Origin of the sequence: Providencia sp. PROV175, from assembly GCF_032707045.1 — a bacterium.
Lineage (GTDB): Bacteria > Pseudomonadota > Gammaproteobacteria > Enterobacterales > Enterobacteriaceae > Providencia > Providencia hangzhouensis.
In genome coordinates this window covers 2,727,743-2,749,476 of the sequence record NZ_CP120533.1, presented here as the reverse complement: position 1 = coordinate 2,749,476, position 21,734 = coordinate 2,727,743, and the positions used below count along the sequence as shown (strand labels likewise).

At 41.5% G+C, this 21,734-nt stretch carries 16 protein-coding genes and 2 pseudogenes; 11 read left to right on the top strand and 7 right to left on the bottom strand.

Annotated features, from left to right (window positions below):
* Positions 1–6: 6 nt before the first annotated feature.
* The 9 genes and pseudogenes from P3L44_RS12320 (at position 7) to P3L44_RS12280 (ending at position 13,403) form a co-directional block, all read left to right on the top strand.
* Entirely contained in the window at positions 7–3,318 is a 3,312-nt protein-coding gene (locus tag P3L44_RS12320; RefSeq protein WP_272661539.1) for a phage tail tape measure protein, read from the top strand.
* Between the two features lie 5 nt (positions 3,319–3,323).
* On the top strand, positions 3,324–3,659 hold the full coding sequence (locus P3L44_RS12315; RefSeq protein WP_239407360.1) for a phage tail protein: 336 nt from the start codon (positions 3,324–3,326) through the stop codon (positions 3,657–3,659).
* On the top strand, positions 3,656–4,399 hold the full coding sequence (locus P3L44_RS12310; RefSeq protein WP_272661540.1) for a phage minor tail protein L: 744 nt from the start codon (positions 3,656–3,658) through the stop codon (positions 4,397–4,399). Before P3L44_RS12315 ends, P3L44_RS12310 begins: the two co-directional genes overlap by 4 nt.
* Complete coding sequence (locus tag P3L44_RS12305; RefSeq protein ID WP_272661541.1) at positions 4,396–5,106, top strand: C40 family peptidase; 711 nt, start codon at positions 4,396–4,398, stop codon at positions 5,104–5,106. Before P3L44_RS12310 ends, P3L44_RS12305 begins: the two co-directional genes overlap by 4 nt.
* Positions 5,103–5,711, top strand: coding sequence for a tail assembly protein (locus P3L44_RS12300; RefSeq protein ID WP_272661542.1), 609 nt, complete (start codon positions 5,103–5,105; stop codon positions 5,709–5,711). The genes P3L44_RS12305 and P3L44_RS12300 overlap by 4 nt, the downstream gene beginning before the upstream one ends.
* Before the next feature lie 53 nt (positions 5,712–5,764).
* Positions 5,765–9,835, top strand: a pseudogene (locus tag P3L44_RS12295) (DUF1983 domain-containing protein); the annotation flags it as partial.
* 766 nt (positions 9,836–10,601) lie between these two features.
* The gene (locus P3L44_RS12290) at positions 10,602–12,086 is read left to right on the top strand and encodes a hypothetical protein (protein ID WP_272661544.1); all 1,485 of its coding nucleotides are present in this window, start codon (positions 10,602–10,604) and stop codon (positions 12,084–12,086) included.
* Positions 12,087–12,230: 144 nt separating this feature from the next.
* The gene (locus tag P3L44_RS12285; protein WP_094961733.1) at positions 12,231–12,980 is read left to right on the top strand and encodes a hypothetical protein; all 750 of its coding nucleotides are present in this window, start codon (positions 12,231–12,233) and stop codon (positions 12,978–12,980) included.
* A complete protein-coding gene (locus P3L44_RS12280) occupies positions 12,981–13,403 on the top strand; it encodes a hypothetical protein (protein WP_094961734.1) in 423 nt (140 codons plus the stop codon).
* A 37-nt stretch (positions 13,404–13,440) separates the two neighbouring features.
* Here P3L44_RS12280 and P3L44_RS12275 read toward each other — a convergent pair whose 3' ends face one another.
* A complete protein-coding gene (locus P3L44_RS12275; protein ID WP_094961735.1) occupies positions 13,441–13,719 on the bottom strand; it encodes a DinI-like family protein in 279 nt (92 codons plus the stop codon).
* 526 nt (positions 13,720–14,245) lie between these two features.
* A complete protein-coding gene (locus tag P3L44_RS12270) occupies positions 14,246–14,644 on the bottom strand; it encodes a hypothetical protein (protein WP_140170597.1) in 399 nt (132 codons plus the stop codon).
* Positions 14,645–14,822: 178 nt separating this feature from the next.
* On the opposite strand from P3L44_RS12270, the gene P3L44_RS12265 reads away from it, so the two are divergent.
* On the top strand, positions 14,823–15,827 hold the full coding sequence (locus P3L44_RS12265; RefSeq protein ID WP_140170596.1) for a luciferase-like monooxygenase: 1,005 nt from the start codon (positions 14,823–14,825) through the stop codon (positions 15,825–15,827).
* A 95-nt stretch (positions 15,828–15,922) separates the two neighbouring features.
* Here P3L44_RS12265 and P3L44_RS12260 read toward each other — a convergent pair whose 3' ends face one another.
* The 4 genes and pseudogenes from P3L44_RS12260 to hxpB all read right to left on the bottom strand — a co-directional run bounded on the left by P3L44_RS12260 (position 15,923) and on the right by hxpB (position 19,572).
* Positions 15,923–16,312 (bottom strand): YkgJ family cysteine cluster protein, encoded by a 390-nt coding sequence (locus P3L44_RS12260; RefSeq protein WP_094961737.1) that lies wholly within the window; start codon positions 16,310–16,312, stop codon positions 15,923–15,925.
* A 246-nt stretch (positions 16,313–16,558) separates the two neighbouring features.
* Positions 16,559–17,957: pseudogene (locus P3L44_RS12255) on the bottom strand (L-cystine transporter).
* Positions 17,958–18,138: 181 nt separating this feature from the next.
* On the bottom strand, positions 18,139–18,714 hold the full coding sequence (locus P3L44_RS12250; protein ID WP_140170595.1) for a metal-dependent hydrolase: 576 nt from the start codon (positions 18,712–18,714) through the stop codon (positions 18,139–18,141).
* Between the two features lie 192 nt (positions 18,715–18,906).
* Positions 18,907–19,572 (bottom strand): hexitol phosphatase HxpB, encoded by a 666-nt coding sequence (gene hxpB / locus P3L44_RS12245; RefSeq protein ID WP_004263628.1) that lies wholly within the window; start codon positions 19,570–19,572, stop codon positions 18,907–18,909.
* Between the two features lie 295 nt (positions 19,573–19,867).
* Here hxpB and P3L44_RS12240 point away from each other — a divergent pair, with 295 nt between their 5' ends.
* Entirely contained in the window at positions 19,868–20,407 is a 540-nt protein-coding gene (locus P3L44_RS12240) for a YniB family protein (protein WP_004263634.1), read from the top strand.
* Positions 20,408–20,704: 297 nt separating this feature from the next.
* Here P3L44_RS12240 and P3L44_RS12235 read toward each other — a convergent pair whose 3' ends face one another.
* Positions 20,705–21,574 carry a fructosamine kinase family protein gene (locus P3L44_RS12235; protein WP_004263637.1) on the bottom strand — a complete coding sequence of 290 codons (870 nt, stop codon included), beginning with the start codon at positions 21,572–21,574 and terminating at the stop codon, positions 20,705–20,707.
* Positions 21,575–21,734 lie beyond the last annotated feature (160 nt).

The following is a 21,734-nucleotide window of genomic DNA, read 5'->3' as shown; positions in this document are numbered from 1 at the left end:
AGTTTAATGTCTAAACTGCGAGAGTTAATTTTAAAAATTACTGCTAATTCATCAGGTTTTCAGGCTGAAATTAGCAAAGCCTCCAGAATTAGCAGTGATTTTTATAAAAGTGCTTCTGGTGGTAGCCGCCAATTGCGTCAAGAGCTAGTTCAGCAAAAAAAAGCACTTTCAGAAATTAATAGTCAATTATCTAGCGTTGCTATGACAGCTAAAGCTAGTGCGGGTGCTTTAGTAGGGTTTTTCTCAGCATCAGCAGCAATCTCAACAGTTGATGAGTGGGGGCAAGTATCCGCTCGTATCACTATGGCCCTAAAATCCGTGGAAGGCTCAGCACATAGATACGATGAAATACAGCAACGATTTTTAACTATCAGTAACCGAAACGGCAAGGCTATAGAGACAACCCAAGAGCTGTATATTGGGACTGCTTCAGCAATGAAGGAACTCAATTACAATACAACCCAAACGGTTGATTATATTGAGTCAATGTCTTCTGCATTTACAGCCAATGCAACCAGTGCTCAAAAGACAGAATCAGCCCTTAATGCCATAAATAAAGCTACTATTGAAGGTAAGGTTGCAGGTGAAAACTGGAAAGCGATCATGAATGCCACTCCTTCGGTGCTGGTGGATATCGCTAAAGAATTAGAGCGCACTAACGGAGGGATGAAGGTTACTGAGAGCCAAGTTAAAACACTGGCTGCGGAGGGTAAAATATCCTTTAAGTTATTTGCGGATGCCATGATAAATGCAAAGGATGCAAATAATGCCTTGGCTGACTCAATGGACAACACTGTTGCTGATGGGTTTACTAGAATAGCAAACTCAGCGAAAGCCTATTTTGGTGAGCTAAATAGTGGTATGGGTGCCACCCGTACAATGTCTGCGGCTTTGGCTTATCTTGGCGATAATTTTGATAAAGTCGCCATTGCTGGTGGGGCTATTATCGGTATCGGTTTGGCTAGATATTTAGGTAATTTAACTTTAAACACCAAAAATCTAGCAAAAGAAACAGTCAGCAGTTATCTATCTCAAGTCAATCATACAAAGGAGCAAATTCGCAGTCTCGAAGTGACCCAAATGCGAATAAAGGATGAACGACAGTTACTTATCGATACCCGAAATATGTTAGCCGCTAAAAAAATGGTGGCAGCAACGGACAAAGAGAGATTAATCCTTGATAAGCAACTAGAAAAAAACACCAAAGCACTAGTGGCCCTTAGTAATCAAGAAGTAGCCGCCAATACAAAGCTTGCTGCATCTCGCAGGGCACTGAATAGCATGACGTCAGTAACATCTACAATAGGTCGTGGGCTATCAAGTGTACTTTCTTTGGTTGGCGGCTTGCCCGGTGCAATCATGCTGGGGGCAGGAGCATGGTACGCTGTTAAGCAGCAACAGGAAGCTGCTCATCAGTCTGCACTTGAGTATGCTAGCGCTTTAGACGAAATTGTTAAACGCACTAAAGCCATGACACTAACAGAGTCTTCCGATGAGGCGAAGAAAGTTGAGAAAACACTAGAGGCACAAAGAAAAGAATATGAGCAGCAATTAAGGTTAGTGCAAAAAATAAGATCCGATGTTAAAGCTAGTGAGAGTAGCGCCTCGCAGAATTTCCCTGATTTGCCGTCGATTGCAAAAGAAGGGGCATTAAAAAATTATTTATCTGCCGTTAAATTACTTGCAGTTGAAGAAGAACGATTAATACAAAAAGAAAGCGAGCTTCAAAAAACCACGGACGCTCACAACGCTCTGATAGATCATTCAAATGACCTAATTCAGAAAGAAAACGAAAATAAACGTAATAAAATTGCGTTTATGGCTCAAGAGCTTGCTCAGGAGTCAGAGTTTAATAGATTGCTTTCACTTGGTAATAACTTGCTTTCTAGTCGTCAGTTATTAACCCAAACACCAATGCTAGTGGGTAATCGCCCTGAATTAAATGATAAACAAAGGCAGATGCTATGGAGTGCTGAGCAAGAGCGTATTCTTGCTGGTATGAAGCAGCGTGATCAAGTTGAGCAGCGAGCCCTTTGGGAGGCAGAAAGTACATTTACTAATGATGATCATAAGAAGCAGTATGTTAACGACAAATTAAAAGCCTACGATGATCGCGAAAAAATGAATAATTCGCTTAAATCTGGCACGTCTTTAATGAAAGAAGCGGAACGAGTCACTGAACGCTATAAAGATAAAATGGCTGACCTCAGCGTAGCTACAGAAGTTCAGCGTATTCGAGCCCTGCAAGGGGAAAAAGCGGCGGCACTCTATGCGGCAGGTCATGAAACAGGCGCTAAATGGACGGATGAGCAGCGAAAATCAATTCAATCAGCTTCTGTTCAGCTGGCGGAATGGACACAAAAAGCCGATGAAGCTGTACGTAAACAGCGTGAAATGACGGATGCATTAAAAGAGCTGAATGATGCAACCCGTAAATATCAGGATGACGCAGCATTAGCTCGAAGCACTGTCGGTATGGGAGATCGTCGTCGAGGCCTTGAGGAAGAAAAACAACAGGTTGAGCGCGTATTCAGTAAAACGGATGGTGGTACCGAAGCGTTAAAAGCAAGGCAGAATGCACTCGATGCACTGAATCAGAAGTATAAAGAGGCTGTATTATCCGAGGCGGATTGGCGTGCAGGAGTAACGGCAGGTTTAGAAAATTGGGTGGATGATGCGTCCAATTATGCAGGTCAGGCAGCAAGTGCAACTCAATCTGCTATGGGCGGCATGGTCGATAACATTTCTAATATGCTAATCGGTAACAAAGCTGATTGGAAAAGCTGGTCAGTAGATGTACTGAAAAGCGTACAGAAAGTACTCACGAACATGGCCCTTGTTCAGTCAATGAAAGCGGCTGGTGGCTATTTTGGTGGTGGTTTCGGTAGCTTTATCAGCTCCATTGTGCCAAATGCCAAAGGTGGTGTTTATGATTCACCAGGCTTAAGCTCGTATAGCGGACAAATTGTTAGCTCTCCGACTTTGTTTGCCTTTGCTAAAGGTGCAGGCTTGATGGGGGAAGCGGGACCAGAAGCGATTATGCCACTGACTCGGGGTTCTGATGGTTCATTAGGTGTGCGTGTTCTTGGCTTAGAAAATGTTCAAAATGGGTCTACATCTATCACTTCCAATAATGCTATCAATATCGATGTTGGTGATATTAACCTGATTAGCGATGGAACCAAGGAGCAGCAACAGCCAGTGGGTGACGTGAGTGGCGCTAGGCAGCAACTCAAAAATGAAATTGTGAGCACTGTCAATGAACAGGCATCAAGAGAAGGCACGCCACTTTGGTTGTTAATTAACAGAAGAAGGTGATCTGTATGATTGAAACGTTCACATGGTGCCCTCGTGTTAACGCCCAAATTGATACGACATTCAGAACCAAAAAAGCACAGTTCGGGGATGGGTATACACAAACGGCAGGTGATGGGATTAATCCACGTTCCGATACGCCATCATTTGAGTTCGTAGGCGAAGAGGCAATAATCAAACAGATTGTTGCCTTTTTTGATCGCCACGAGGGACATAAGGCATTTATCTTCACCCCGCCATTACGCGAAAAAGGGTTATTCCGTTGTGAGGCATACAAAACATCGGCATTAGGTGCCGGTGTTTATTCGGTATCAGCAACATTTATTGAGGCTTTCAGCACATGAATATTACATCTGACGTTCAAAAGCTCGAAGCGGGTAATAAAATTCAACTCATTGAAGTTGATGCTAGCGAGTTCGACGGACCTGTATTGCGTTTTCATGGCTATAACCTACGACATACCCCGATTGAAATTGAATCGGCAGAGGATGAATTAAAACCCAAGTCGATTTGGTGGCAGGGCAATGAATATGGTGCATGGCCATACAAAATAGAAGGTATGGCTAAAAGTGGGGACGGTGCTCAGTCACGACCTAAATTGCAGGTCTCAAATGTGGATAGTGTTATTTCATCATTGTGCTTACAGTTTGATGATATGGCAAAAGCCAAAGTCACTGTTTATCAGACATTCAGCCATTATCTTGATGCAAAAAATTTCACTGAAGGCAATCCAATCGCCAACCCGAGTGAATTTTTCTCTCAAGTTTATTACATCGACCAAAAGACAAGTGAAGTGGCTGGCGAAGCTATTGAGTTTGAGCTATCTAGCCCGTTTGATTTACAGGGAATTATGATACCCGTTCGCCAGATACATAATCTGTGTTATTGGTGTATGAAAGGTGATTATCGCAGTGGTAATGGGTGTTCTTATTCGGGCAACAAGTACTTCAATGAACGGGGTGAGCCTGTCGATGATCCATCACTAGATAAATGTGGTGGGCTTATCAGTGATTGTAAAAAACGTTTTGGCGAAAATGAACCTTTGGACTTCGGAGGGTTCCCAGCAGCAGGATTAATACGATGATCACAAAGAAATTAACCGAGGCGATATTTCAGCATGTTAAGTTGGAATATCCCAAAGAGGCCTGTGGTGTTATTTGCCAAAAAAGCCGAGTCAAAAAATACTTCCCCTGCAGTAATCTTTCCGATAATCCCGACGAACATTTTGAACTTTCACCCGAAGACTATGCCATTGCTGAAGATTGGGGGGAGCCTATTGCAATTGTGCACAGCCATTGCGGGGATGGCGCTACGACTCAACCAAGCGAAATCGATAAATTACAGTGTGATGCAACGGGATTGCCGTGGGTTATTGCATCGTGGCCAGAGGGCGATATTCGACTCATACAGCCTCGAGCAGAGCGAGAACTAGAAGGGCGTCCCTTTGTGCTGGGTCATGCGGATTGTTGGTCCTTAATTATGGACTACTACCGACAAAAACACGGTATTGATCTACATAACTACAGCGTCGATAGGCATTGGTGGGAGGAAGGTGAAAACTTGTATATGGATAATTACCAGACAGCGGGTTTTGTTGATGTTACTGGCGATCCTAAAGAAGGCGACATGGTTATCATGCAAGTGCAAGCCGATGTTCCCAACCATGCGGGGGTAATAGCCGAGGGTATGTTACTTCATCACTTGTATGGTCAACTGAGTCGGTCTGTCCCCTACAGCGATTATTGGCGGGATCGGACTATTAAAGTGGTTCGGAGGAAAGAGTTAGTATGACTGAACTTAAAACGGTACGCCTTTATGGTCAACTCGGTACTTTGTTTGGGCGAGAACATAAATTAGCGATTGATTCTCCTCGTGAAGCCATAAAAGCATTATCTGTGCTCTATGAAGGTTTTGAGCAATTCCTCGCGAATGCACACCTTAAGGGTCTGGAATTTGCCGTATTTAAAGGTCAGCGCAATATTACCGAGGACGAGCTACATCTTGATACTTGTGAAGATATTCGTATCGTACCAGTGATTAAAGGGAGTAAACGAGGCGGATTTTTCCAGACTATTTTAGGTGTGGCCATGATTGGTGCCGCAATGATGATAGGTCCTGCAGGGTGGGCGGCATTTGGCGCGGGAGGTGTTTGGGGTGGTGGTCTGGCTCTTGGTGGAGCTGCAGTCGCGCTAGGCGGTGTCATACAATTATTATCCCCTCAACCTCCTGGTCTTTCCATGCGGCAGGACGCAGAAAATAAACCCTCATATGCATTCGGTGGGGCGGTTAATACAACTGCGCAAGGCAATCCGGTACCGTTATTTTATGGGCTAGACCGACGCGAGATCGGGGGTGCCATTATTTCAGCAGGGATATACACCGAAGATCAGCAATAAATCACTTCAACTTTCTATAGCGGCTTAATTGCCGCTTTTTTTATGGGTGAAATATGAGAATTCAAGGCGCTAAAGGGGGGAGTTCCAAACCTCGGACACCCGTAGAGCAAAAAGACAGCCTGCTATCAGAATCTACTGCAAAAATATTGTTAGCATTATCAGAGGGTGAAATCGCAGGTGGGCTTGACGATACACGTATTTTTCTTGATGACACCCCGATAGCGAATGCCGATGGTTCTAAAAATTTCGAAGGGGTGACGTGGGAGTTTCGTGCCGGCACTGAGCACCAGGAGTATATTCAAGGTATCCCTTCGGTTGATAATGAGTTCAGCGTCGGAATGGAACTTAAAGATGACCAGCCGTACGTTAGAACTATCAACAACTTGCAATTATCAGCGCTACGTATTCGTTTAGCTATTCCGCAATTTATGCAGCAGCATGATAATGGTGACACAACCGGGTACCGTGTTGATTATGTGATTGAGCTTTCTACGGATGGCGCAGGGTATAAAGAGGTTGTTAAGTCTGCATTTGATGGCAAAACAACCAGCGAATATCAACGCACTCATCGTGTTGATTTACCCAAAGCAAATACGGGCTGGCAAGTTCGCGTTCGTCGTTTAACGAAAAATCAGAATAACGCACGTATTGCGGATCGGATTAATATTGCTGCAGTTGCAGAGGTCATTGATGCAAAATTACGGTACCCAAACACCGCTCTATTATTTATTACCTTTAACGCCCGTCAATTTAATAACCGTATCCCTAAAATCAGCGTACGCCCCAAAGGGGGAATACTGGTCAAGGTGCCAACGAATTACGATCCAATTAACCGAACCTATTCAGGGGTATGGGATGGGACCTTTAAGTTAGCTGCAACGAATAATCCAGCATGGGTATTTTATGATTTAGTATTAAATAACCGGTACGGTTGCGGCGATCGCATTAAAGCCTCACAGGTTGAAAAGTGGGACTTATATAAGATTGCACAATATTGTGACGAGTTAGTCCCTGACGGACGAGGAGGTGACGGCAAGGAGCCCCGTTTCTTGTGTGATGTGTATATCCAATCACAAGAGGCAGCGTATACCGTATTACGGGATATTGCGGCTATTTTCCGTGGTATGACCTACTGGTCGGATAATAAAGTGAATGCTATCGCTGATATGCCGTCCACGATTTTTCGTACGTTCACCAATGCCAATATCGTGGGGGGTAAGCCATCATATTCCGGTGGCAGTATTCAGAATCGCTACACTCAAGCCTTAGTCTCTTTTACGAATATTGATAACCACAGCAATGATGATGTAGAGCCTATTGCAGACTTAAAGCTTCAGCGGCGCTATGGTGTTCGCAAATTGGAGTTATCGGCAATCGGGTGTACTCGTCGAACTGAAGCCAATCGTCGTGGGCGCTGGGCATTATTAACCAATGCCAATGATCGCATGATTTCTTTTGCTACCGGGTTGGAGGGAGCAATACCTTCTCCTGGTCATATTATTGCTGTGGCTGATTCATCCCTTGCGGGTCGCAATACGGGTGGCCGTATTTCATCCGTAGAGGGGCGTAAAATTACCCTCGATAGAACCACGTCAATTAAAGCCGGTGATCGCTTAATCGTGAATTTACCGAGTGGTGGCTCTGAGGGGCGAACAGTTACAGCCGTAAATAAAAAGGTGGTGACGGTTTCTGTTGAGTATTCACAAGTACCCCAAAAAGAAGCCGTGTGGGTGGTGGACTCTGACGACTTAGCCGTTCAGTTGTATCGGGTTATTAACATTAGCGATAATGGTGATAATACCTACACCATTAACGGTACCATTCATAACCCTGACAATTATGATCACATTGATTCAGGGGCGCGTATTGATGAACGGCCAATTACGGTTATCCCACCTAATGTGCAACCAGCACCTAAAAACGTGCGTATCTCCTCCTATTCTCAAGTAGACCAAGGTATTGCATTTACAACGCTAAGGGTTGATTGGGAAGCCGCTGAAAGTGCTATCGCTTATGAGGCTGAATGGCGCCGAGACAATGGCAATTGGATAAATGCCCCACGTACATCAACGCTGGGTTTTGAGGTCAATGGCATTTATGCGGGTCGTTATCAAGTTCGCGTTCGTGCAATTAATGCGTCTGAAATTTCGAGCGTATGGACAAGTACGGAAGAAACGCAACTTAACGGCAAAGAAGGCAACCCACCGAAGCCGCTTAACTTACGTGCGACCTCAGAGGTTTGGGGTATCACATTGGACTGGGGCTTTGATGAAAACACCAGTGATTCACTTCAAACAGAACTGCAGTATTCACCTGAAAATACCGCTGATTCTATGCAGTTGCTGGCGGACGTACCTTATCCCCTGAAATCTTATCGTATGTCTGGTCTTAAAGCGGGAGTTCGTTTCTATTTTCGTGCGAGGCTGGTGGATAAAAGTGGTAATCAATCGGAATGGACAAGTCTCGTTTTAGGTGAATCATCAACTGATGTTGAGGGGATTCTGGATGCGGTTGGCGATAAATTCCTCACCACCGAAGCTGGCCAGAAACTACAGGAGCAAATCGACTTCAACAAAGACAATCTATCCGACTTACAAATCGATAATGACGACTTCAAGCAAAAAGTTATCAGTATTGATCACGAGATAGAAGCTGTTAACGAAGCTGTAATGATGAACACCAAGTTTACGACTGAAGTTCACTTTAGCTTAAAAGAAGAAGTTGCAGACCGCAGAGCTGAGATATTCCGCATTGAGCAAGTGCAGGTTACTGACAGAGAAGCTGCTGCACGCTGGCAAGAGCAAATCACCGCAAAAGTTGACTTCAACGCATCTGAAATTCTGAATATTAAAGATGCACAGGCGACTTATGAGAAAGCGACAGCGCAGCAAATCAGTCAAGTTAAAGCGGATTTAGGAGAGACAAACAAAGAAGTCGGCAACATCAAAGGCCGTGTCACTACTGTCGAAACGACAACAGCTGATTTAAAACAAGCGCAAGCGAAGTTTGAACAATCGACGACAGCCCAGTTCGGTGAAATGACCGGCTATATCACGAATATCAATCAAACTATCACTAATCTTGAGTTTTCTTTCTCTGAAGCTCTGATGCAAACCAATGCACAAGTGAACGAAACTAATTCAGAGTTATTGAAAACAAAAGCAGAAGTCACCCGACTTGCAACGGCAACAGCAACAAATGAGCAAGCGACAGCCGAATTAGCTGAGAGTGTAAAAGCGCAGCGTGAGCAATCAGAAGCTGAATTTGTTGATGTGCGCAAATCGATTGCTGAGAAAGATAAGGCCCAATCTGAGCGCACAGAGCAAGTGCGTGCAGAGCTTGGTAAAGATATCAATGCTAACAAAGAAGAGTTATCTAACATCAATGCTGTAGTGACTCAGCACACAGAGTCTATTGCGACATTAGATGAAACGACAACTCAGATTAAACAGACGCAACAGAGTCAGCACGAAGAGACTCAAGCAAGTATTGGTAAGTTAACTGAAACGACTGCAAATACTGATAAAGCATTAACGGAGGCAAAAGAACAGTCAAAAGCACGTTTTGACGATAATGAGGCATCAATCAATCATATCGAACAAACGATGGCAAACACTGAGGGCTCACAAGTTGAAACTATCGGACAGTTAACAGCTCAGCAGAACGTGCAAGGCACGGAAATCTTACGCGCTAAAGCGTCAATCACTCGTATTGATAAAGTTGTTGCTGATAACAATCATGCGTTTGCACAGTCGATAGAAAAGTTAGAAACACAGTTTGATGATGTTAATGCGAGTATAACAACACTCAAGAAAACGGTATCTGATAATGAGAAATCACAAGCGGAGGTTAACGAACTCATTAAATCAGAAATCGGCGATAACAAGGCGGCAATTGAATTGCGTGGACAAACTGTTTTCGACCATAAAGGGAATGGTTCTGCTATCTACACAATCAAAACGGGCATTAATTGGAACGGCCAATACTATGACGCTAAGTTTATGATGGGAGCTAGCGTTAAAAACGGAGAGGTTGAGACGCTAATTGGCTTCAGTGCAGACACATTTGCTATTTTTAATAACGCTAATGGCCAACTTGTTACCCCATTTGCAATAAAAAATAATCAAGTGTTTTTAGGCTCAACCTATATCGAGGACGGCTCTATTACTAATGCCAAAATCGGTAATGTCATTCAAGCTAATGGTTACAAGGCGGGTAAGAGTGGCTGGAAGATTGATAAAGAAGGTGATGCCGAGTTCAATAATGCGGTTTTCAGAGGTCGGATTGAGGGTGCTGATGGTTATTTTAGTGGCACCGTTGATGCAAAAGAAATCTTGGGGGACGTGTATTATTCAACAGCAACGAAAATTACAGGTACAGTTCATGATGCAACGCTGCATGTTGGAACACTAAACACAGGCTGGATAAAAGCAGTTGAAATCAACTCTGAAATTTTTAGCCGAGTATTTGATGCTGATTTGGCATGTAGCTTGAAAATGGACAGAGTAGATGGGGGTTGGCAATATTCTGCATATATTAGAGTTCAGGTTGGCGTTGATGATGGGAGTGGAGGAGTTGCGCTTGCATACAGTGAAACAGGAAAATATTTAGGAAATAATGGGCTTAATTTAACTGTCAATGCAGGCCCTATTCAATTGCCTATCGCCCCACGAGGCGGCAAGAGTTATATCTATATTCGTGCAGTATCCACAGAAAACAACCCAAACACAAACGCAACAGCAAGAGTTGTTTTAAGCTACTCAAATCTTAAGAGAGTGGAGGTTTTCAAAGTTGGCACATCAACTGTCAAAGCGTTAACTATTTAAACCACAAAATCACAAATAAGCCGCTTAACTGCGGCTTTTTTACGTCCAAATTTCGGAGAATCCTATGTACAACACAGGCACAGTCACAACAACAGCAAATAGCACTAAATTAGTCGGTACCAATACCAAATGGCTCAATAACATTAACCGTGTTTCAGCAGAGCAAGCAATACAGATTCAAATCGATAACACTGTTTACAATAACAGTATTCATTCGATTCAATCAGATACTGAACTCACATTAAATTTCCCATTACCAATCGCAGCAACAGGGGCGAAGTACGTCATTCTCACGACAATGGTTCATTCTGTTTCAGATGCGATGAATAAAATAGTGTCAATGAACGTCTCGAACGTTCAGTTCAGCGACATATTAACGCGCTGGATGACAGAGCAGGGCATTATTACTGTTACATTGCCAGACCAAACAACACAGCAGCTGCGCACAACAAAAGAAATGGATAAGCAGCTAGATGGGAAGTTTGATAAAGCCGGAGGGGATATCAATGGCAGGGTAACAGTTAACTCATCAACAATAAGAATTATAGGGACAGATGATTGGCCGGGACTTTCGATTAGGAAGAAAAATGGCGAAGAAGTTAGAATTGAAGCGTCAAATACTACAGAAACGTTATTAGATATTTCTTATCGAGATACTGAAAACAAACGACTGAATACCTTTATCATCCCGAGAAAGTCAGGTACGGCAATGACAGTGGGTGAGTATGGTATCGGAATTGCCATTCCCGCAATAAAAACAGAGGATATCGCAAAAGACTGGAGCACTCGCTTTGTAGCAACTCCTGGGGAGCCAGGTGTTGCCAATAGTTTACCGTGGGGGGTGGGGGTGCATATTGCAGAGGATGCGTATGGTTGCGTATTACATTATGACCCGAGTTCTAAAACACTTAAGACATGTTCTACAGGGAAAAATGGTGCAGTCTTAGCCAGCATCAATACAGTTTACTCAACAGCAAACACAACGAAAGATTCCAACGGCAATTTAAAAGCCGCGTCCCCGGTGGTAAAACTCTTCGCTGATAACATTGAGTTAAACGAAGAATCTGAAGGCGTTGAAATGGAGCACCTTGGTGTTGGTCATTACCTTATCAAAGGCGTTGTCGGTTTTAATGCAGATGGTGCATGGGGTATCAATAACGGCTTTGTTATTCCGCAGGATCACAACGGGAAAAACATGGTTCTCATTGATTACGAGGTGAGACCTGATGGTGATATTGAAGTTTTTGTTTTCCACCAACAGAACGCAGATATGCCAGAACGTTTCCAGAACAAGCGCATTAAGCACTTTGATGAAGAAGGTGTGCCTGTTTACTTCGAAAACTACGAACCTTGTGACGTACCGGAATCGCGCTGGATAGACATGCGTGTCGAAATGCCACCTAACTCTATCTACAATCTCAAGCAAGCAGAAGCAGAGCGATTAGCAAAAGAAGCCGCAGAGAAGCAAGCTGAAGAAGAGGCTAAACGTGAGGCAGAGGAAGCTGAAAGGGCTGAGCAGGAAGCTGAGGCACAAACAGAGCAGCAATAAAAACTAATGCGCCAGCTCGAGTAGTTGGCGCCTTACTAACCCAGTGAAGTTTGTTGAACTCAGTGAGTCGTTAGTCTAATATAAGCGAAAGGTATTTATCCATCCAACCCCAATTAATCTAGTGAAATGCAAGGATGCAAGCTAATGCTACGCCCTGAATCGAAAGGTAACGAAATCTTAGACACCCTAACCAGCTCAATGCTAGCGGGTGAAATGAAACTGTTCCCTATTGATATTGCGCGTACAAAGCGAGAAATAGATAAGCTTGATGATCCTGTGCTTAGGCTACACCTAAAAGGCATTATGACTATTCTTTCTGGGAATGATGTTGATGAAGGGATTTCATTATGTGAAAGAGCTATAATGCTAAATCCAACTGACTCACTTTACTGGAATAATTATGTTGTAACATTGAGAAGTGCGGGTTTATTTAAAAAGCATAATGAATTCATAGAAATGTCCTCAAGTAAACTAATCTGCCATCCTAAATTAATTGGTTATGAATTGTTTATGATGGGTATATTCTCATTAAGAGCTGATCTAATTAACGATGTTATACTTAATTTAGAGAAAATGAACCTTTCTATAGATGATGTGGGCATAAATGACGAAGATAGGAGGACGGCGATGTTAATGTGGGAAAACTCCTCACTTATCAATCAATTCCGGCCTATGGTTGATTGTCTTTTTGATGTAGTCGATCATCAATATAAAGGTTCAATATCATCTTTTTTGAAAAAAGATATTGACGGAACAATGACCTATGTTTTTAGAGCTAATCTGAATTGCGATCAAGTTGCTGATTTAAACGAGCAATTATTCGAGCTTTTGTATGATAAAAATCTGCTAACAAGTGATTGCTGTATCTATATTGAATCCGAAGGGTTGTATTAAATGGAATTGAGCGATTTTCTTGAGTACGCAAAAAAAATTATAGCTGATGACAAATCAGAGGTGGCTATTAGAACAGCGATAAGCCGTGCGTACTATTCAAGCTTTTATCATTCAAATAGCTTAATCACATCAAGCTTTAGAGATAGTGATGAATGGAAATCGATGCCGTTTGGTGAGCATAAGAAGCTTATTGAGTCGCTCATAAGACATCAGGGCTGCTATGATTATGTTCCGAAAAAACTGGCGGCAAGCATTGGTAATAGATTGAATATTTTGAAATCGAAGCGTCATGATTCAGATTATAACTTAGCTATGAAGCATACGGAGATGAAGGCATCTCAAGTCATTACCGAATCAACAAAATTGGTAGACCTTATAAGCTCATTGCAGCGTGAAAACACCACAGGCAAACATCACCTTTAAATAGTGCGGCCGCTATATAAATAACGGCCTATTTAGTTCACTTATCAAAATATTCCACTTCGGCTTCTTGGGTTTCAGGAAGCCAATCACCATCGATAAATATCTCTTCTAGTGTTTCTTCAATATATGTTTTCTTCTCATTCTTCCCAAGACCGTCAATAGACACATTATCTTGAGTGCTCCAGTTTATATCGATATTGAGATCGGGATATTTGGCGCTTAATCTTTTGGTGATTTCACTTCTTAATGCTTCAAAAGTACCTGTAGGTAACTGACCTTTTTTATTTCGGTTAAAGCGGATCTTGATGGTAACCATAAAACACTCCTTCGCAGGTTAATTGACTGGGTTTATATACAGTGTATTTATAGCCAGTATTTATATTTTTGGCAAGGAGTACAGTCAGAAATAATCACTTGTTGTCATAATTAATGTGTACATACATGTGTACATAATAATTAATTTTGGTCAAATTAATGGTTTTATCTGTATGAATATTTTGAGTTTTAATATTATATGTTATGTTATAATTCAAAATACCCCATGATAAGCTCCTGATTTTCTATTTAAGGGATGTCAAACAAAGTGTTAATAAGTCGCAGTTATTAACAATCTGCTTGAATTAAGATTAGTCGCTATTAGGTGTTATTACTAGGGGAAAGGGTTCAATTCAGATAAACTTTTTTCTAAAAAAAAGCCCCTGTGATACAGAGGCAATCGTAGGATATATAGAACTCTTTATTATTTAACTAAAATATCGGTTTTTACTCTCTACAGCTATCTGGTTGTACTTATCGATATAAAAGGTTTTGCCGATAACTTAATTAATATTCATTAATATTAACTATTGATTTGCTGCTGGCGCGCTAATTGGTTTCGGTGTTGGCATAGCATTCATTGGTTTATATTCAGGGACTTCCATCACTGTAACTTTGACAACATAGCGTTTGCCATCTTCAATTTTGGGCGCATTATTGGCCAGCTTTTTTGCAGTTTCATTTGGTGTCATCGTTTGTTCCGCAACGCTATATACCATATTGTGATGATTACCCATGTGCTGACGAGGCATTTTGTGGTTAACGCCATTTGCTGCTGCGGTAAAGCCGACGGTTAATAATGCTAAAGCTAATAAACCGGTATTTAATTTTTTCATTTCAGTATCCTCTGTATTGGTGATGGGCAAATCATTCACCAATTCATATTGTCTCGCAATCGCTTTTACCTCCCCTGACGGAAGCTCCATAATTACTGCACTTTTTATTCAAGTTTGTTCCATAGTTTTATAAAACAGTAGGTTAGTAGACGGTAGTTTACATTTTTAGACCGCTTGTGCTAATTCAAATTTCAGTTCTGGAGACATCAAGAAGGATCGTCTAGGATGATAAGTTAGGTTCCGTAAAACTCTTACAAAGTGAGTGTGTATGTCAGATAAAAAAATCCCCCTTTCTTTACTCGATCTTGCGCCAATCATTCAGGGTTCGACGGCGAAAGAGGCCTTTGCTCATTCCCTTGATATTGCTCAGTTAGCAGAAAAACTCGGTTACCACCGCTATTGGCTTGCGGAACACCATAATATGACTGGGATTGCCAGCGCGGCGACCTCGGTGTTAATAGGCTATCTTGCAGCAAATACTCACAATTTACGTTTAGGTTCTGGTGGCGTCATGTTGCCGAATCATTCCCCTTTGGTGATAGCAGAGCAATTTGGCACACTAAACACACTTTACCCTGAACGCATTGATTTAGGCATAGGGCGTGCTCCTGGAAGTGATCAGCGAACGATGCAAGCTTTACGCCGCCATATGAATACGGATATCGATAATTTCCCGCAAGATGTTGCGCAAATTATTAATTGGTTTGATGCTATAAACCCAGACCCAGCAGTGCGCCCAGTGCCAGGCTTTGGCGAAAAAATTCCGGTTTGGTTGTTAGGATCGAGTTTATACAGTGCAAGGTTAGCCGCGCAAATGGGGCTTCCTTTTGCTTTTGCTTCTCATTTTGCCCCTGATTTATTATTACAGGCATTGGAAGTTTATCGTGCTAATTTCCAGCCATCTCAGAGACTCTCTAAGCCGTATGCGATGGTTTGTATCAATATCATTGCCGCGGATACTCAAAGTGAAGCAGAGTTTTTATTTACGTCGATGCAGCAAGCCTTTGTTATGTTACGTCGTGGTCAACCTTCTCAATTGCCTGCACCTGTTGAGAGTATGGAAAATATTTGGTCACCCGCTGAAAAATTTGGTGTTCAACAAGCATTAGGCATGTCATTGGTAGGGGATAAAACCAAGGTACGTCATGGGTTGGATACGATATTACGGCAAACTCAAGCGGATGAAATTATGGTAAATGGCCAAATTTTTGATCATCAAGCTCGTTTATACTCTTTTGAGTTGGCGATGCAGGTAATGAACGAAATCATGTAATTTAAATAGCTGGATGATTGACACGTGTGCAAGGACGCATTTTTCAGATTTGGCTCAAAAAAGAGATAACCCAGAAAAATCTGGGTCATTGACGGCTAGCACGCTATTTGTGGTTGATGAGGCTCTAAAGGGGGTAAACCATGAGCAGCACGTGCTCTATCGCACGCCTCATTGTAAATACCATCTTGCCAAGATTGTTCAAACTCGCGGCAAGGTGTAGGCCTTTGTGTGTATATCGAACAAGACACGCATTCTCCAATGGTGCCCTCTAAAGCGCTACAACGCGTATTATGTTTTTGGTTTGTTCCCTGCATACAACTCATAAATGGGGTTATTTGCTCAGTTAAATGTTGTGGTACAACACCACCCCCACTTTCAGCCTCAGCCCAATAAAAAGAGACACGAAAATAGGCACAACATGCACCGCAGCTTACACAAGGGTTATCTGAAGGATCAGTTTTTAGGATATGGACATTATTAGTCATATTAAAAAAACATAAATGATGTTGATAAAATACCCATAGAAAATGGGTTGACGCAACACAAGCAGGAAGCTCAAGAAAACGTTGCTCAGGCTTTATTATCTTACGTTATTCCAGTTTATTGCAATATTATTCAGCACAAAAAACTGATTTTTTTGATATTCCCCAAGGTAAATAAATTTCACATACTTATCATAATCATAAAAAAACCTGCCAGAAGGCAGGTTTCGTTTGAATCATAATGATAAGTTAAACGTGTTTTAAATCTGCGTCATCATTTTGATTGAATATCGCTTTATCTGTTTCACCCATCAACTGGCTAGTCACTGTGCCTGCTGTCATTGAACCACTGACATTCAATGCAGTACGACCCATATCAATTAATGGCTCCACTGAAATTAACAGAGCAACTAATGTAACTGGTAAGCCCATCGCTGGTAGTACAATTAACGCGGCGAAAGTTGCACCGCCACCAACACCCGCGACACCTGCGGAACTAATTGTCACGATACCGACTAATGTCGCAATCCACAGCGGGTCGAATGGATTAATACCCATTGTCGGTGCGACCATCACGGCTAACATTGCAGGGTAAATACCCGCACAACCATTTTGCCCAATTGTTGCTCCGAACGATGCAGAGAAGCTAGCAATCGATTCAGGAATACCGAAACGACGTGTTTGTGTTTCAATATTTAGTGGAATACTTGCAGCACTTGAACGGCTAGTGAATGCAAAGGTTAAAACAGGGCCCGCTTTCTTAAAGAATTTAATGGGGTTTAAGCCAGTCGTCGCCACTAAAATACCATGTACAACAAACATAATGCCTAACGCAACATAGGACGCAATAACAAAAGTGCCTAGGTTGATGATGTCATGCAAGTTTGAACTTGCTACGACTTTAATCATCAGCGCCATCACACCATATGGCGTTAAACGCATGACCAAGCGAACTAATTTCATTGCCCAAGCTTGCATAACATCAATCGCTGCTAAGGCTTTTTCACCACGCTCTTTATCATCTTTAAACAGTTGCAGTGCGGCAACACCTAAGAAAGCAGCAAAAATAACGACACTAATAATTGACGTTGGGTTTGCACCAGTTAAATCTGCAAATGGATTTTTTGGAATAAACGATAAGATTAGCTGAGGCACGGTTAAGTCAGAAACTTTCCCAATATAGTTGCTTTCTATTGCTGATAAACGTGCTGTTTCGGATTGACCTTGCACTAAACCTTCGGCAGTCAGGCCGAATAAATTGGCAATTAAAATACCAACTAACGCCGCAATACGCAATAGCTGTGGTAAATAACAAGGTGCCAATTGTTAAAAAGCTAATTTTACCTAGCGAAGAAGCTTTATGTAGCCTTGCCACTGCACTTAGTATTGAAGCAAATACCAATGGCATAATCACCATTTGTAATAGCTGCACATAACCATTTCCGACAATATTAAACCACAGAATGGAGTCTTTTACCGTTTGGTGGCCACTACCATACACGAGGTGCAGTACTACCCCGTAAGCAACACCGAAAACCAGACCGACTAACACTTTTTTAGATAGGCTCCAGCCTTTAGCCCCTAGTTTTGCCAACAGTATTAGTAGTGCTACAAAGCCGAGCACATTAATAATTAGAGGAATATTCATTCCGAACTCCAAATCATATTTTTATAAGGTATGTTACTTGCCCTTTAGTCCTTATTGGTTATAAGGATTTAGTTGCTTCAAACAACTGGTTATATGTTATCAGTTGATAAAATACATTTCTTATATCAAAAAGTAATAATATAGTATTATTCATACTTACATTATATTACAAAACTATAATTTATGTGGGAATGTGTGTATCTATTTGATTATGAATATATTTTATAATCATATCAATGTGGTTATAAAAATCGAATTGGTAACCGGCAGGTAAAAAACAGGCACAAACAGTCAAAATAATGGCAATAAAGCGTTCCCCTCGTTGGCTATTTTTACCGCGGATCATGGGAAAACAAAAGCGTTGAGGGAGTGGCCATAGGAATGGTACTCCTGAAGGGGTGAGCATGTCAGCGACTAGATGACTGATATAACCTAATAAAAAAGCTTGAATAATATCATTTGGAATTGCCCATTCGGTTGGTATCCATTGATAACAAGAAATCATCAAAAGTAACCATGCAACTAGGCTATGAGTAAACCCCCGGTGCCCACACAATTTGGAAATGGGTAATGAAAAAATCCGTAGTAGTCGACCAGGAATTGAAGATGGGTGGTCAATATCGGGCAATAATGCGCCTAACAAGACCCCTGGAACCATGTGCAACCAATCACCATGAGCAATCTCTGGGGTGATTTGAAGTTTATTAGCCATTATTAAAGAGGCGACGGAAAAAAGCAGATGCCCTTCAGCTGTCATGGTGGATAAAATACCATCTGTTTATCTATACAGTTGATTGGCAGTATAAAGTGTTTGAAAAGAATATGATAGTGGTAGAAAGATAAAAAAACTCTTATTTATTAGCAAATAAGGGAAGTATTTTATAATTTAACACAATACCCCTACCTAAATTAGATAGGGGAGAACACTTATTAGACACTCAAGGTATTCTTAACGTAAATGTTCAGCCTTTAAGTCATTCAGTGAGGCTAATTTGATATCCGCTAAACCAAAGCGCGGGTCATTAAAATGCTTGCTGTCAGGCACCACAATTGAACGCATTCTGGCGGCTTTTGCAGAAATCATACCGTTAAATGAATCTTCTAATGAAACGCAATTGACGGGTTTAGTCGATAACTCAGCTGCTGCTTTAAGATAAACTTCAGGATGAGGTTTACTCAAGGGTAAATCAGATGCGGAAATAACCGCGGAGAAATAATCACGAATATCGAGAAGGTTTAATACTTTTTCCAACATGTACAAAGGAGAGGCTGAAGCCAGCGCAATTTTTAAATCCATTGAACGGCAAAGTTCCATCGCATGTTGTACACCCGGTAGAATAGGACGAGTTTCTTCAACTAAGCCAACAACACGGTCAATAATGCGTTGTGTGGCTTCTTCTTGGCTGCATCCTTGCCAAGGGGAAGCGTGGTACCAAAGCTCCACCACATGGTCAATACGTAAACCCAAGGTATCAGGCAGGGTATCCGCAATTGAAACGTCAACACCCAATTGTGAAAAAATCTCAAGTTCAGCCTGTGCCCAAAAAGGTTCCGAGTCGATCAGTAAACCATCCATATCAAAAATGACCGATTGGATGGGAAGATTATGGTACATGTCAAAACTCCATTCATGTCGTATTTATTAACGAAGAAGTCATGATACCAGTAAACTGACTTTAAGCGTATTACTTGAAATCAGTATTAGTCTAATATTGAGGAATATTCGGACAGTATGAAGTAAAAGTATAATGGTAATGAATAGCCTCACTATTTTGATTAGTCTGAAAGTCTATATATTATTATTAATCGTGAATTGAAATTTGGAGGCAATGAATATTTTCAGCTATGATTAGCGTTGAATAATCATTGTAAAAATTTATCAAAAATCATAACGCTGAGGAAAAGCAGTAATGAATTACCATAATGCCAATTATGTCGCAATCGGCAAACGTATTCTGGGTTGGGTTGTTTTTCTGTTAGCATTAATTTCGACATTGGCGTCTTTAATTAAACTGGCAGGCATGAAGGGGCTCGCAGGAGAAGGGATTAATGCAGTCGCTAATGATTTTATTAAATTAATGGCGGAAATGACCCGTCAAAGTACACCATTCCTAAATTTCTTTTGGAATAACTCACCAGTACCTCAAGTCGCTAATGGGTTTTCCGGCAGTAATATCAGCTTTATCATCATCTTTATTTTTATTTTTGTTGGGCTCGCGTTAAGTGCATCAGGTTTGCGCATGTACCGGCAAATTAAGTTTATTCGTGAAAGCCTAGAAGATCACGTAATCATAGAAAAAGCAAAAGGGATAGACATCTCAAAAGAAGAGCTTGAAGCTAAGGTGACTATTCCTCGTCATACGATATTCACTCAATTTTTTCTTCTTTATTTTTGGCCAATTGTATTGGGGCTAGCGTTGTATTTTCTTCTGCGTTTCCTTAATTGGTAATTTTCGAATTTTCGTCATACTTCGAGCTGTAGCGGTGTTGGCTTCTTTCGGCTATTTGGGGCACATACTTGTGTATTCTCCCCAAACTATCCTCAATTGCCGCCTTGCTACAGCTCGAATTATTTAGAAAATTAAATTTTCGTCATACTTCGAACTGTAGCGGTGTTGGCTTCTTTCGGCTATTTGGGTCACATACTTGTGTATGCTCCCCAAACTATCCTCAATCGCCGCCTTGCCACAGTTCGAATTATTTAGAAAATTAATTATTTGTCGTGCTAAATGCTAAAAAACAGGAGCTTATTTTTCGTTGAGTAGATTATCAATAATCGTGCGTGCTTGCTGGTAGCTTTGTTCGTTACCAAAGATATGGGCTTGGTTAAGTAAATAGTAAAGTTGGTATATTGGTTGTCTATCTAAAAAGCCATTGGGGAGCGGCCAAACACTTTGGTAGCCATCAATAATTTGGATCGGAAGATCTTGATATAATGGCAACATCGCAATATCACACTCCCTATCACCCCAATAACATGCGGGGTCATATAGCACACCTTCAAGATTTTGAGTGATAGCACAGTTAGCTGGCCATAAGTCACCATGTAATAAAGAGGGTTGTGGCTGATGCCCAGCAAGTTTCTCTTTAACAATATCGACAATTTGCTGAATATCAGCAAATACCATTCCTTTTTCGGAAGCGAGTTGTAATTGCAAGCCAATACGCTTTTCTGCAAAAAATGAATTCCAACGCTTTTCCCAGCCATTAGGTTGCACAATTGTGCTTAGCATAGTATCAAAATCAAACCCGTAGCTAGGCTGCTCTTCCCATTGATGTAAACGTGCTAATTGTTGGCCAAAATGCCATGCATTGGTGTTGTCGAAAGGCTTAAGAGGGAAGTATTCGAGCAGAAGGAAACTGTGGTGCTTATTACTACCAACACCGTAAACCTTAGGAACGGTTATCGTTTGGCTTTTAGCGAGCATTTCAAGTTGCTCAGCCTCTTGTTTAAATAAAGGCAAAAACTCACGCCGATTTTGTTTAATGAACACGGTGTGTTCGCCATAGTCAATTCTTAACGTATGGTGAATATCACCACCAGACAGAATGACTTTGTTACGTAGCTCCGCCTCACCTAAGTGTTCACTTAATAAACGACACATTGCTTGCCACATGACTCACCTCGCTCTGCTTTGGTCTTCATTAATACAATACTATAGCGACAGTTTAGGAATTAACAGTGATAATTGTTTAAAAAGAAGAAGCTATCACGAAATTATTGAACAATTATCAGACAATAAACACAAACCTGTTCTGCTTTAAATTTAGCCTATT

Coding starts and splice junctions, on each gene's coding strand:
- P3L44_RS12250 (WP_140170595.1), bottom strand. CDS start 18,714: ATGACAGCTGAAGGGCATCTGCTTTTTTCCGTCGCCTCTTTAATAATG.
- P3L44_RS12290 (WP_272661544.1), top strand. CDS start 10,602: ATGTACAACACAGGCACAGTCACAACAACAGCAAATAGCACTAAATTA.
- P3L44_RS12260 (WP_094961737.1), bottom strand. CDS start 16,312: ATGACTAATAATGTCCATATCCTAAAAACTGATCCTTCAGATAACCCT.
- P3L44_RS12270 (WP_140170597.1), bottom strand. CDS start 14,644: ATGGAGCTTCCGTCAGGGGAGGTAAAAGCGATTGCGAGACAATATGAA.
- P3L44_RS12310 (WP_272661540.1), top strand. CDS start 3,656: ATGAATATTACATCTGACGTTCAAAAGCTCGAAGCGGGTAATAAAATT.
- P3L44_RS12235 (WP_004263637.1), bottom strand. CDS start 21,574: ATGTGGCAAGCAATGTGTCGTTTATTAAGTGAACACTTAGGTGAGGCG.
- P3L44_RS12265 (WP_140170596.1), top strand. CDS start 14,823: ATGTCAGATAAAAAAATCCCCCTTTCTTTACTCGATCTTGCGCCAATC.
- hxpB (WP_004263628.1), bottom strand. CDS start 19,572: ATGTACCATAATCTTCCCATCCAATCGGTCATTTTTGATATGGATGGT.
- P3L44_RS12275 (WP_094961735.1), bottom strand. CDS start 13,719: ATGGTTACCATCAAGATCCGCTTTAACCGAAATAAAAAAGGTCAGTTA.
- P3L44_RS12315 (WP_239407360.1), top strand. CDS start 3,324: ATGATTGAAACGTTCACATGGTGCCCTCGTGTTAACGCCCAAATTGAT.
- P3L44_RS12320 (WP_272661539.1), top strand. CDS start 7: ATGTCTAAACTGCGAGAGTTAATTTTAAAAATTACTGCTAATTCATCA.
- P3L44_RS12280 (WP_094961734.1), top strand. CDS start 12,981: ATGGAATTGAGCGATTTTCTTGAGTACGCAAAAAAAATTATAGCTGAT.
- P3L44_RS12240 (WP_004263634.1), top strand. CDS start 19,868: ATGAATTACCATAATGCCAATTATGTCGCAATCGGCAAACGTATTCTG.
- P3L44_RS12300 (WP_272661542.1), top strand. CDS start 5,103: ATGACTGAACTTAAAACGGTACGCCTTTATGGTCAACTCGGTACTTTG.
- P3L44_RS12305 (WP_272661541.1), top strand. CDS start 4,396: ATGATCACAAAGAAATTAACCGAGGCGATATTTCAGCATGTTAAGTTG.
- P3L44_RS12285 (WP_094961733.1), top strand. CDS start 12,231: ATGCTACGCCCTGAATCGAAAGGTAACGAAATCTTAGACACCCTAACC.